The following is a 12237-nucleotide window of genomic DNA, read 5'->3' on the forward strand; positions in this document are numbered from 1 at the left end:
CTACCCAGGGGTATGAACGGGGGTACGAATCACCGCGCCGTTCCGTTCTGCCGTCCCAGACGATGCTTTGTTTCTCTCCCGGCTACCGCTGGGAGGTGCCCCCGGTGAAACACTGCAGGTTCAGCTCTGGGTCCTCGCGGAGCTTCCCTATCGCCCGGGACACGGCGCTCTTCACGGTGCCGACGGACACTCCCAGCACCTCGGCGGTCTGGGCCTCGCTGAGGTCCTCGTAATAGCGGAGGACCACCATCGCGCGCTGCCGGTCGGGCAGCTTGGTGACCGCCCGCCACATCGCGTCGCGCAGGGCCTGGGCCTCGGCGGGGTCGGTGGCCGCGGGGGCCTCGGTCTCGGGCAGCTCGTCGCAGACGAACTCGTCCACCTTGCGCTTGCGCCACTGCGAGGTACGGGTGTTGACCAGGGCCCGGCGGACGTACCCGTCGACGGCCCGGTGGTCCTCGATCCGGTCCCAGGCGACATAGGTCTTGGCGAGGGCCGTCTGCAGGAGGTCCTCGGCGTCGCAGGGATTGGCGGTGAGCGAGCGCGCGGTGCGCATCAGGGCCGTACCGCGGGCCCGTACGTACGACGAGAACGACGAATAGGCCGGGAACGTCGGGTACGTCGCCGGGAGCGAGGCTTCCGTGCACACAGGCGTGGTCATGGCTCCACGCTAGGAGGCGGGGCATGCCCCTGGGATCGGCCGCAGGTGCCGAAGGAGGGTCCGTCTCAGGTTGTAGGGCTGGGGCCCGCCCTACCTACTGAAGTCGGAGGGGCATGCCCTCTTACGTCTCTCTTACGTCTCTCTCCGCCGCTCTTGCGTCTCACGTCCGTTCAGGACCGGCCCAGGATCAGCCCCGAGGTCGGGACGCCGGTGCCCGCCGTGACGAGGACGTGCTCCGTGTCCGCCACCTGGTTGACGGAGGTCCCGCGCAGCTGCCTGACGGCTTCCGCGATGCCGTTCATACCGTGCAGGTACGCCTCGCCGAGCTGGCCGCCGTGGGTGTTGAGCGGCAGGGTGCCGGCGGCGACGAAGTCGGCGGCCTCGCCCGGCTTGCAGAAGCCGAACTCCTCCAGCTGCATCAGCACGAACGGGGTGAAGTGGTCGTAGAGGATGCCCACGTCGATGTCCGAGGGACGCAGCCCGGAGGTCCGCCACAGCTGCCGGGCGACCACGTCCATCTCCGGCAGGCCGGTCAGGTCGTCGCGGTAGAAGGAGGTCATGCCCTCCTGGCGGCGGCCCGCCCCCTGCGCCGCGGCCGTGATCACGGCAGGGGTGTGCCGCAGGTCCCGGGCCCGTTCGGCGGTGGTCACGACGATCGCCTGTCCGCCGTCGGTCTCCTGGCAGCAGTCGAGCAGACGGAGCGGCTCGACGATCCACCGCGAGGCGGCGTGGTCGGCGAGGGTGATGGGCCTGCCGTGGAAGTACGCGGCCGGGTTGGTGGCGGCGTACTTCCGGCCGGTGACCGCGACGTGGCCGAAGGCATCCGGGGACAGGCCGAAGGCGTGCAGGTAGCGCTGGGCGGCCATGGCCACCCAGGAGGCCGGGGTGAGCAGGCCCCAGGGCAGCGACCAGCCGAGCGCCGCGCCCTCCGCCGAGGGCTCGCGCTGCTGCACCCCGGAGCCGAAGCGGCGGCCGGAGCGCTCGTTGAAGGCGCGGTAGCAGACGACGACCTCGGCGACTCCGGTGGCGACGGCGAGCGCCGCCTGCTGGACGGTGGCGCAGGCCGCGCCGCCGCCGTAATGGATCCGGGAGAAGAAGGACAACTCGCCGATCCCGGCCGCCTGGGCGACGGTGATCTCGGGGCTGGTGTCCATGGTGAAGGTGACCATGCCGTCGACGTCGGCGGGGGTGAGCCCGGCGTCGTCGAGGGCGGCGCGCACCGCCTCGACGGCCAGTTTGAGCTCGCTGCGGCCGGAGTCCTTGGAGAACTCGGTGGCTCCGATGCCCGCGATGGCGGCCAGGCCGCCGAGGGAGTCCCGGGTGCGGGCGCTCATGCCGCCACCTCCGCGGTGACCGTGCCGGTGACGTGGTGGCCGAGGCCGTTGGCGCCGGTCACGCGGATCTCGACGGTGCTGCCGTCGACGGCGGTGACCGTGCCGCGCAGGACCATCGTGTCGCCGGGGTAGTTGGGCGCGCCCAGGCGGATCGCCACCTTGCGGAGGACGGTGCGCGGGCCGAGGCGGTCGGTGACGTAGCGGCCGACCAGGCCGTTGGTGGTGAGGATGTTCATGAAGATGTCCGGGGAGCCCTTCTGCCGGGCGAGTTCCGCGTCGTGGTGCACGTCCTGGTAGTCGCGGGAGGCGATCGCGCCCGCGACGATCAGCGTGCGGGTCACCGGTATCTCCAGCGGGGGCAGGGTGTCGCCGACGTTCATCGCTGCTGCTCCTTCACGTCGGGCGCCTTCACGTCCTGCGCCGTCCCGTCGTGGTGCGCCGTCCCGTCATCGTGCGCGAGTACGGCACCGAGCTCGGCCAGCAGCTCGCTGCCGCAGCCCAGGTACGCGTCCAGCTGGCGCCCCCAGAGGAAGTGCCGGTGGACGGGATGGTCCAGGTCGGCACCCGTGCCGCCGTGCAGGTGCTGCCCGGCGTGCACCACCCGCTTGCCCGCTTCCGAGGCCCACCAGGCGGCGGTGAGGGCGTGCTCGGCGAAGGGGAGGCCCTCGTCCGCGCGCCAGGCCGCCTCGTAGGCGGTGACCCGGATCGCCTCGGTGTCCATGTGGGCGTCGGCGGCGCGGAGCTGGACGCCCTGGTTGGTGGAGAGCGGACGGCCGAACTGCTGGCGGGTGGAGGTGTACTCGACGGCGCGGGCCAGCGAACCGGCGCACACCCCCGCCTGGAGCCCGGCGAAGGCGGTTCGGGCGGTGGCGAGGAGGTGCGCGTAGGGAGTGGTGCCCGTCCCGGTGCCGAGGCGTTCCGCGGGGGCTCCGTCGAGGACCAGCCGGCCCGCCGCCCACGGGGCCGTGGTGTCGACGGCCGTCGCCTGAACCCCCGGCGCGTCGGTCCGTACGAGCCACAGCGCGTGGGCGGCGTCGGGCACCAGCACATGGGTGGCATCGCGCAGCCACGGGACGGCGGGGGCGGTGCCGGTGAGCCGGCCGTATCCGTCGCTGTCGCCATGGCCATCGGCGCGGATGTGGCCGCGGGCCGGGAAGGCCCCGGTGGCCACGGCCGTGCCGTCGCCGAACGCGGGCAGCAGGCGGGCGCGCTGTTCCGCGCTGCCGTGCGCGGTGACGGCGAGGATCCCGTAGACGCAGGTGGCGGCGAACGGCACCTGGGCGGTGGTGCGCCCCTGCTCCTCCAGCAGCAGGACGAGGCCGAGCAGGCCGATATCGGGCACGGCGGCGGCCAGTCCGGCGGTGGTCAGGGCCTTCCACAGCTCCGCGTCGGTGCCGGTCCCGGCGGCGGCGAGGCGCTCGTGGGTGGCGAGGTCCCGGAAGATCCGGGCGGCGAGCGCGGCGGCTTCGGCCTGCTCTTCGGTCGGGCGGAAGTCCATCAGTCCTCGCTCCCCTGTGTCCGCTCGCTCTCCCGGAACCCGCCGGCGCGGAAGACGGGGAGTTCGAGCTCCTCGTCGGCGCGGAGGAACTCCAGCTGGACGGGCATGCCGATGTTCACCTTGTCGTAGGGGACACCGGTGATGTTGCTGATGATCCGGACGCCCTCGGCGAGCTCCACGAGGGCGACCGCGTAGGGGCCCGCCGCGTCAGCGGCATGATCAGAGGCGGTGAAGGCCGGGAAGGGCGGGTGGTGCATCACCACGTACGAGAAGACGGTGCCGGAGCCGGACGCCTCGACGGTGTCCCAGTCGGGGCTGCCGCAGTCGTTGCAGCCGGGCAGCCAGGGGAAGCGGAGGGCCGCGCAGGCGGTGCACCGCTGGATGAGCAGCCGGTGCTCCTTGACCCCGTCCCAGAAGCCCTGGTTGTCGCGGTTGACCACGGGGCGGGGGCGGAGCGGGCGTTTCGGGGCGCGCGCCGCCGGGGCGTACTTGAGGATGCGGAAGCGGTGGGTGCCGACGAGCTCCCGGCCGTCGCCGCCACCGTTGCCGTCACCGTCGGGTCCGCCTTCCCCGCCGCCGGTGCGTATGTCCGTGCGGGTGGTCACGAAGTGGCCGGTGCCCAGCTTGGTGGTCTTGCGCGGGGAGACCGATTCGATGACCGCGTCGTAGGTGACCGTGTCCCCGGGCCGCAGCGGGCGGAAGTACTCCTGCTCGCAGTCGGTGGCGACCACCGAGGTGTAGCCGGCCCCGTCGAGGAGGGAGAACAGCTCGTCGTAGGCGGTGGAGCGCCCGGTTCCGTCGGTGTGGCCGGACAGACCGCCCATCGTCCACGCCTGGAGCATGGTGGGCGGGGCGATGGCGTCCGGTCCGGCGTAGGCGGGGTTGGTGTCGCCCATCGCCTCGCACCAGTGGCGGATCATGGGCTCGTTGACGGGGTCCTTGCCGGTGCCGCCGGTGGCGGCGGGGCGCCCCTCGAAGGCGCGGAGCCGCTCGTACAGGTCCTCGCTCACCGCTTGCGTCCCTTCATTCCGAGCCGCATCATCGCGACGATCTCCCGCTGGACCTCGCTGACCCCGCCGCCGAAGGTGTTGATCTGCGCCGCCCGGTTCATCCGCTCCAGCTCGCCGCCGCCGAACCCGTCCGGGCCGCGGACCAGGGCCTCCTCGCCGACGACCTCCTGGCAGATCCGGTAGACATCGACGGTGGTCTCGGTGCCGAGGAACTTCACCCCGCTGGCGTCGCCGGGCGCCAGGGTGCCGGCGCCCACGTCCTGGACCAGCCGCCAGTTGAGCAGGCGTACGGCGGCCAGCCGGGCGTGCGCCTCGGCGAGCCGGGCCTGCACCCAGGGGCGGTCGGCGGGCCGCTCGCCGGTGTCGGGGTCGGGCGTACGGGCGCGGTCGAGGGCGGCGGCGTAGAAGTCCTCGGCTTGCATGCCGATCGCGGCGAGGGCGACCCGCTCGTGGTTGAGCTGGTTGGTGATCAGCCCCCAGCCGCCGTGCTCGGGGCCGACCAGGTTCCCGGCGGGCACGCGGACGGTGTCGTAGTAGGTGGCGGTGGTGGTGAGGCCGCCGACGGTGTCGATGGGGGTCCAGGAGAAACCGGGGGCGTCGGTCGGGACCAGCACGATCGAGATGCCCTTGTGCTTGGGGGCCTCGGGGTCGGTGCGGCAGGCCAGCCAGATCCAGTCCGCGTTCTGGGCGTTGGAGGTGAAGATCTTCTGCCCGTCGATCACCCAGTCCGCGCCGTCCCGGACGGCCTTGGTACGGAGGGCTGCGAGGTCGGTGCCGGCCTCGGGCTCGGAGTAACCGATGGCGAAGACCAGCTCGCCCCGGAGGATGCGGGGGAGGAAGTACTCCTTCTGCTCCGCGGTGCCGTACTTCATCAGGGTCGGACCGACCGTGTTGAGGGTGACCATGGAGACCGGGGCGCCGGCCCGGTACGCCTCGTCGAAGAAGACGAACTGCTCGTCGGGACCGCGCCCCTGGCCTCCGTACTCGGCGGGCCAGCCGAGGCCGAGCAGGCCGTCGGCTCCGATGCGGCGGAGCAGGGCGCGCTGGGCGTCCGGGTCCTGCGGGGGCGGCGGACCGTCCGGCATCACCTGCCGGAAGTAGGCGCGGAGTTCGGCGCGCAGCCGGAGCTGGCCTTCGGTCGGGGCGAGGTGCACGGCACGGGCCTCCCGGCGTCACGACATCGGAGGAATCTGACTGTCCGTCAGATCGCCCGGGGATGTCAAGGCGGAGGCGTCCGGCGGCGACCCGGAAACGGCGGAGCAGGCCCCCGGCGGCGGCCCGGAAACGGCGGAGCAGGCCCGAAAACGGCGGAGCAGGCCCGGAAACGGCGGAGCGCCCGCGCTACCGGACCCCAGCCGGTCCGGTCGCACGGGCGCTCGCAGCGTTTCGAGGGGATCTACCACCAGGGGAAGAAGTTCACCTCGACGTTGGCGTTCGACTGGTCGATGGCCGTGAACGCCGAGCCGTTGACCTGCGCGGTGTTGTTCTGGTTGGACGCACCGGAACCGGTGGCGACCTGCTGCGTGGTGGCGGAGTTCCCGTTGTTGTTCCCGCCGACACCGCTGCCGACGATGCTGGCGACGCTCGCATTCGATCCGTCGTTCGCGAACGAGCCGTTGTCGGCCTGGGCCACGCCACCGAAGAGGGCGACGGCGAGCGGGAGAGCGGCGACGGCTGCGATGACGCGGGCGGTACGGATGCTTGACATGTTTTCTATCCTCCAGAGACCCGGAACGGGACAAGTGGGGCTGATTCCAAGGCAGTTGGCCGACCGCCTCGGTCGTTCGGTGACGACGTCGCGAGATCAGAGTTGCCCACCGAATCCCCGGCGAACCACCCCGGACGGCACGATTCCCCCGCAAGTATGAGCAACATCGGATAAACCTGATTCGCGCCCCCAGAGCCCCAGGTCAGGACCCCTTTCACCCTGGAAACCCCTGCCCCACAAGGGACGAAGCGTTCCGGCAATCGGCTGGACCCGTACATGCCGAAAAGGGCCGCGACCGCCCCGGAGGACCAGCACCTCCCGGGGCCCACGACCCTGGAACACCAAGCTTCACACCCCCCGCGCCCCCCAGGCGCACGCCGGAGCCCTCACCCCCGGCTATGCGGCCGGCGCGGTCACCGGCCCGGCGGCCCCGAGCAGCCGGTCGAAGCGGAACAGGTCCAGCAGGTCGGCACTGGCGAGCGAGCGGCGGGGCGCGGGCGCGGAACCATGGGCCTCGGCGCGGATCCGCTGGGCGAGGGTCGGCGGCAGCGCGCCACGGAGGAGCAACTCGCGCCGGCTGCGCTGCCGGTCCCGTACGGCCGACCCGTCCGCTGCGGCCGACCCGTCCCGTACCGCCGACCCGTCCCGTACGGCCGCTCGGTCCGGCACGGCCGGCTGCCGGGGCACGCGCGGCGCATCCGCCACGACCGGGCGGGCCGCGGTCGCCACCGCCCCCACCGGAGCCGGTTCCGGAGCCGGAGCCGGAGCCGGGACCCTGCGGACATGCGTACCGCCGTAGACGGTGACGGCGGGAGCTGCGGGCACGGCCGGGGCGCCGGCGGCAGGCACCACGGCGGCGGCCCCAAAGCGCGACCCTGCCTTACGGACGAACCCGAGGGAGGTGAAGAACGCCACGAGCGCGGCGAGGACGGCGGAGACTGCGTTCCGGATCGACTCGACCTTGATGCTGCCGGCCATGACGGTCCCTCACTTCCCGATGTTCGGACGGGCGGATCTGCATACATTCGTCATGATGCGGACGCAACCGGACGAGCACCCCGCCGCGCGCCGATCTTCCGACAAACACCACTCGCCCGGACCAGTCCGAAGGCCACGGGTCGCGCGGGCCCCGGCGGCACGGAAAGATTCGCTGTCGACCTTTCAACCTTTGGCGTCCGGCAGTGCTCTGAAGGTGGTGACAGAGCAGGGCCCTCCACCAGGGCCCCGGAAAGGAAACGCAGATGCCGGATGACGGCCGGGGCCACAGAGGGTCAGGGAACTCCCCCTCACCCGAGAGCTTCGAGAGCTTTGCCCGGGCGAGCCAAGGGCGGCTGTACCGGACCGCGTACCTGCTGTGCGGGGACGCGGACACGGCCCGGGACCTCACCCAGACCACGCTCGCGAAGATGTTCCAGCACTGGCGGCGGGCCGGCGCGGCCGATCACGTCGAGGCGTACGCCCGGACCGTGCTGACCCGCACGTACCTCGCCGAGCGGCGGCGCCGCCTGCGCGATCTGCTGGCGCACTCCCGGCCCGACCCCCGCCCCGCGCCCGACCACGCCGACCTGCGGCTCACCCTGCTCTCCGCGCTGGCCGGGCTGCCGCCCCGGGCCCGGGCCATGGTCGTACTGCGGTACTGGGAGGACCTGAGCGTCGAGGCCGTCGCCGAGCTCATGAAGTGCAGCGAATCCACGGTCAAGAGCCAGTGCTCACGCTCCCTGACCAAGCTGCGCGCCCAATTGGGCGAGGTCCACACGTACGCCACGGGGAGTTGAGGAACCGCCATGCGAGACACGATGACCGAAGAAGCCGACGCCCACGCCCTGCTGGTCAGGGACGCGATGGAGCGTACGGTGTCGGACCTGCCGCCGGCCCGCGACCTGGTGCCGGACGCGATCGCCCAGGGCCGGCGCCGCCGGGCGCGGGCCCGGTTCACGACAGCCGCCGCGGTCGCCGCCGTCGCCGGGGCCGTCGTGTTCGGTGCCGTGGCGCTGCCGAACGGCAGCGGCGAGGGCACGGTCCGGCCCGCCACGAGCGCCTCGCCCGAGCCCAGCGAGTCCCCGAGCCAGGCGCCGGAGCCCTACCGCACGCCCGTCCACGTCGAGCCGACGAGCGAGTCGGAGGCGTCCGCGTCCACCGGCCTGCCGCCCGCCGAGCGCCAGCGGCGGGCGGACTTCCAGCAGCGGGCGGCCGTCGTCCTGGATGCTCTGCTGCCGGACGCCGTCGGCCTGATCCGGCCGGTCGACCTGCCCGTGACGCTCTACCAGGGCGAAGCCGCGAACGGCAAGCAGTTCCCCGTCCTCTTCTCCGTAGCACCGTCCCAAGGGACCCCGGAACGCCACCCCTGCGATTCCGGGGAGGCCGCGGCCCTTCGGGGCATGGTCTGCGCTCGGGCCCTCCTGCCGGGCGGCATCCGGGCGACCGCGATGCAGCACCCCTCGGACGGACCGGGCCTCACGGCCACCACGGTCTCCTTCCGCTACGGCAAGAGCTCCGTGGGCCTCACGGTGACACCCGACAAGGGCGCCACGGCTTCCGCCCCGGTCACCGCCGACCAGCTGCTGGCGGCCGCCGCGGACCCGCGCCTCCTCGACCTGGTCCGGTACGCCGAGCAGAACCCCGTGCAGGAGGAGCAGAGGACCGTCAAGGGCGGGTGACCGGCACGGGCCGGCCCCTGCCCGCCGGGCCGTGTACACGGCGGGCGCAACGGCACGCCAGGAGGCACGACAAAGGGGCGCCCCGTATCCGGGACACCCCTTGTGATCAGCGCGTCGGCTGATGTGGTGCGGTGGGTGTGGGATTTGAACCCACGGTGACTCGCGCCACGACGGTTTTCAAGACCGTTCCCTTAGGCCGCTCGGGCAACCCACCTGGCCGGTACAGAGTACCGGGCGGCGGGGGTGGGTGGGGGCTGGTGTTCTCGCCGGGGGCGGGACGGTCTCGGGGCGGGGCGGGCTCGGTGCGGGCCCCGGCGCGTGGCCGGGCCCGTACGACGGGCGGGACGAGGACGCCACCTCGGCGGCCGGCATCGCCGCCGTCGTGGCCGGCCGGCCCGATCGCGTCAGGCGCTGATCGGACCGGCCGGCGTACGGGGGCTGCGCCGGGGTACGAGGGTGGTCAGGCGGTCTGCGCCTTGTCGTAGGCCGCCTTCGCCTCGGGGCCGAAGTAGGGCCCGTACATCCGGTTCGGCAGGAAGGTGTAGCCGAAACTGTTCACCGAGACCTGGGTGCCCAGGCCGGTGGTCTCGTTGAAGTCCTGGAACCAGGGGCCGCCGCTGGAGCCGCCCGTCATGTTGCAGGACAGGCTGTGGTCCTTGGTCAGCAGGAAGTCCTTGCCGCTGTTGCCGCTGCAGTAGACCAGCTTGGTGCCGTCGTACGGCGAGGCGGCGGGGAAGCCGAAGGCGTACATCCGCTTGCTGTAGCCGCCGTTGAAGAGGAGGCCCTGGGCGCCGACCGCCTGGGCGAGCGTCCGGCCGTTCAGCGGGGCCACGACGGCGAAGCCGACGTCGTGGTTCATCTCCTCGTTGGCCGCCCACTGGTCGGTGGCGAAGGTCTTGGTCGCGGACCACTGGCCGTAGGGCGCGTTGCCGTTGTCGTACGCCGGCACGAACACCCAGTCGGTGTGCCAGGAGCCCTGGTACTTCACGCAGTGCCCGGCCGTGATGACGGTGCTGCCGTTGGCGCTGGTGATCGAGTCGCCGGAGCAGGAGGCGGTGCGGCCCTGGAAGGTGAAGAACACCCGGCCCGAGGTCCGCACCACCGCGCCGCCGCCCGTCCAGGCCCCGCCCGCCTGCGGGAACGCCATGGGCGAGGTCCCCGACCCGGAGGCCGGCACGGTGGCGGACGCCGTGGCCGAACCGGCGGAGGGGGCGGTCGGCGGGATGGTCACCGGCTCGGCCGTCCGCCACGGGGGCTTCTTCATGTCGGCCCCGCGCCCGGCCGGGGCGGCGGCCGGGTCCACGTCCAGCGGGGTGGCGCTGCGCATCCGCTCGGCGGTCCAGAAGCCCTGGGTGTGCCGCGGGGTGAAGGACGCCGGGGCGGCGGAGGCCGCCGAGGGGGTCGCGGCGGACAGCGCCCCGGCGATCAGGGCTCCGGCCGCCAGCAGGACGGAAGCGGCTGTGCGGTGTCGATTCACGCAGGACTCCTTCTGCCACGCCGGAACCGGTGGTCGGGTCCGGGCAGGGTGGGGGACGAAGTGCTGTCGGTGCGGATCGGCTTGCCGGGGCAGAGTGGCACGACACCGGCATCGCTGTCATGTCCTTGTCAGTTCTTCGGTCGGGTTCAGGCCAGGACCGGTCGAGGTCGTGACGCCCCCGACGCCCTCATACGGTGAGCAGCACGCCCGCGTACGAGGCCCCGGCCACCACCACCCAGGCACCCAGCCCCAGCAGTGCGGCTCGCCCGCCCGTACGGGCCAGCGTCGGCAGGTGGACCGCGCTCCCCAGCCCGAACAGGGCCGCCGCCAGCAGCGCTTCCTGGGCGGTGCGCGACCAGGCCAGGGCCGTCTCCGGCACCAGGCCGGTGGCCCGCAGGGCCGCCGCCGCCAGGAAGCCGGCCACGAACAGCGGCACCGGTGCCGGCCTCCGCCCCGAGGGCGTGCGCGTCCCGCGCCGCCGGGCCCGCAAGGACAGGGCCACCGCCGCCACCAGCGGGGCGAGCAGCGCCACCCGCATCAGCTTGACCAGAACCGCCTCACCGAGCGCCTCCGGTCCGGCCGTCCGGGCAGTCGCCACCACCTGGCCCACGTCGTGCACGCTCGCCCCCGCCCAGCGGCCGAAGGCCGGGTCCGACAGGCCCAAGGGGCCCTGGAGCAGCGGAAGAACGGCGATGGCCAACGTCCCGCACAGGGTGACCAGGGCCACCGAGGCCGCCACGTCCTCCTCGTCGCTGCCGGACACCTCACTGACCGCTCCGATCGCCGAGGCCCCGCAGATCGAGTAGCCGGTCGCGATCAGCAGCGGCTGGTCCCCGCGCAGTCCCAGGCGCCGACCCAGCCAGAGGGTGCCCAGGAAGGTCGCCGCGACCACGCCGACCACCATGGCCACCGTGGCCCAGCCAAGCCGCCGCACCTCGTCCAGGCCCAGACCGAGCCCCAGCAGCACGATGCCGATCCGCATCAGCCGCCGTCCTGCCAGCGAGAGCCCTGGGCGCCCAGGGCCCCGTACGACCGCCCGGGCGCCGGGGAGGTGGGCGACGGCGATCCCCAGTACCACCGAGGCGGTCAGCATCGGCACAGCGGGGAGGAGCCGGTGGACACCCCAGGCCAGCAGGGCGCCACAGGCGGCCATCGCCAACCCCGCCCAGGGAGACGATGTTTCACGTGAAACACGCCCCGCGTCCGCGCTCCGCCCGCCGCTCCGCGGCCTGTTGAGGAGGGCCATCACTCGGCGGGGAGCCGGTACACGCGACGGATGCTGGTGCCCAGCCGGGACACGTCAGCGCCGTACACGTGGATCGAGATCGCCTTGTCCGTACAGGAGTTGCGCACCCGGTGGATGTCACCGGGCGGCGCGAACCCGCACACCTCGCCCTGCGCGTTGACCACGTCCTCGGTCGGCACCAGCCGGGCGGCGGCGCCCGGCGACGCGGCCAGCCGGTAACGCCGTTCGCTCTCCTCACCCTGGTGCACCCCTGCCACGCACCAGGAGACGTGATCGTGGATGCAGGTCTCCTGGCCGGGCAGCCAGACCAGCGCGACCACGGAGAAGGAGCCGTCCGGATCGGCGTGCAGGACGTGCTGCCGGTAGCGCTCCGGATCGCCCTCCTGCTGGGCGGGGGTGAGGAGGTCGGGCGCGCCCAGATGCGGGGCGAGCAGCTCGCCGACCAGGTAGGCGGTCAGGTCGGGGGCGAGGCCCCGGTCGACGACGGTGCGTATGTCGCGGACGAGGGCGGCCATCCTCGCGGTGGTGCGGGCCGGCACGGTCGTGGTCATATCCGCAGCGTCCGCCCGGCGATTCCTCGCGTCCAACGCCAGTTTCGACCCGAGATCCCAAGCCCGCGTTATGGATGGGGGCGACTGCGCGCGGCGGT

At 73.0% G+C, this 12237-nt stretch carries 13 protein-coding genes and 1 tRNA gene; 2 read left to right on the top strand and 12 right to left on the bottom strand.

What is annotated here, in order from left to right:
* Positions 1–82 precede the first annotated feature (82 nt).
* The 8 genes from AC067U_RS09440 to AC067U_RS09475 all read right to left on the bottom strand — a co-directional run bounded on the left by AC067U_RS09440 (position 83) and on the right by AC067U_RS09475 (position 7186).
* Positions 83–658, bottom strand: coding sequence for a SigE family RNA polymerase sigma factor (locus AC067U_RS09440; protein WP_478829057.1), 576 nt, complete (start codon positions 656–658; stop codon positions 83–85).
* Positions 659–828: 170 nt separating this feature from the next.
* A complete protein-coding gene (locus AC067U_RS09445) occupies positions 829–1992 on the bottom strand; it encodes a lipid-transfer protein (RefSeq protein WP_478829058.1) in 1164 nt (387 codons plus the stop codon).
* Positions 1989–2372, bottom strand: coding sequence for a MaoC family dehydratase (locus AC067U_RS09450; protein WP_478829059.1), 384 nt, complete (start codon positions 2370–2372; stop codon positions 1989–1991). Before AC067U_RS09450 ends, AC067U_RS09445 begins: the two co-directional genes overlap by 4 nt.
* Entirely contained in the window at positions 2369–3490 is a 1122-nt protein-coding gene (locus tag AC067U_RS09455; RefSeq protein ID WP_478829060.1) for an acyl-CoA dehydrogenase family protein, read from the bottom strand. Before AC067U_RS09455 ends, AC067U_RS09450 begins: the two co-directional genes overlap by 4 nt.
* The gene (locus tag AC067U_RS09460) at positions 3490–4500 is read right to left on the bottom strand and encodes a bifunctional MaoC family dehydratase N-terminal/OB-fold nucleic acid binding domain-containing protein (protein ID WP_478829061.1); all 1011 of its coding nucleotides are present in this window, start codon (positions 4498–4500) and stop codon (positions 3490–3492) included. The genes AC067U_RS09455 and AC067U_RS09460 overlap by 1 nt, the downstream gene beginning before the upstream one ends.
* Positions 4497–5654, bottom strand: a complete 1158-nt coding sequence (locus AC067U_RS09465) for an acyl-CoA dehydrogenase family protein (RefSeq protein WP_478829062.1) — start codon at positions 5652–5654, stop codon at positions 4497–4499. The genes AC067U_RS09460 and AC067U_RS09465 overlap by 4 nt, the downstream gene beginning before the upstream one ends.
* A gap of 242 nt (positions 5655–5896) precedes the next feature.
* Positions 5897–6208, bottom strand: a complete 312-nt coding sequence (locus AC067U_RS09470) for a hypothetical protein (protein WP_478829063.1) — start codon at positions 6206–6208, stop codon at positions 5897–5899.
* 396 nt (positions 6209–6604) lie between these two features.
* Complete coding sequence (locus AC067U_RS09475) at positions 6605–7186, bottom strand: DUF6344 domain-containing protein (RefSeq protein ID WP_478829064.1); 582 nt, start codon at positions 7184–7186, stop codon at positions 6605–6607.
* A 263-nt stretch (positions 7187–7449) separates the two neighbouring features.
* On the opposite strand from AC067U_RS09475, the gene AC067U_RS09480 reads away from it, so the two are divergent.
* Positions 7450–7983, top strand: a complete 534-nt coding sequence (locus AC067U_RS09480) for a SigE family RNA polymerase sigma factor (RefSeq protein ID WP_478829065.1) — start codon at positions 7450–7452, stop codon at positions 7981–7983.
* 9 nt (positions 7984–7992) lie between these two features.
* Positions 7993–8865, top strand: coding sequence for a hypothetical protein (locus AC067U_RS09485; protein WP_478829066.1), 873 nt, complete (start codon positions 7993–7995; stop codon positions 8863–8865).
* Between the two features lie 129 nt (positions 8866–8994).
* Here the strand turns inward: AC067U_RS09485 and AC067U_RS09490 are convergent.
* From AC067U_RS09490 to AC067U_RS09505, 4 genes are all read right to left on the bottom strand, one after another.
* Positions 8995–9079: transfer RNA gene (locus AC067U_RS09490), tRNA-Ser, on the bottom strand.
* Between the two features lie 246 nt (positions 9080–9325).
* Positions 9326–10342 (bottom strand): trypsin-like serine peptidase, encoded by a 1017-nt coding sequence (locus AC067U_RS09495; RefSeq protein ID WP_478829067.1) that lies wholly within the window; start codon positions 10340–10342, stop codon positions 9326–9328.
* 187 nt (positions 10343–10529) lie between these two features.
* A complete protein-coding gene (locus AC067U_RS09500) occupies positions 10530–11588 on the bottom strand; it encodes a YeiH family protein (protein ID WP_478829068.1) in 1059 nt (352 codons plus the stop codon).
* Positions 11588–12139, bottom strand: coding sequence for a cysteine dioxygenase family protein (locus AC067U_RS09505; protein WP_478829069.1), 552 nt, complete (start codon positions 12137–12139; stop codon positions 11588–11590). Before AC067U_RS09505 ends, AC067U_RS09500 begins: the two co-directional genes overlap by 1 nt.
* Positions 12140–12237: the final 98 nt, after the last annotated feature.

The sequence above is a fragment of the Streptomyces sp. NPDC043853 genome (assembly GCF_056436025.1).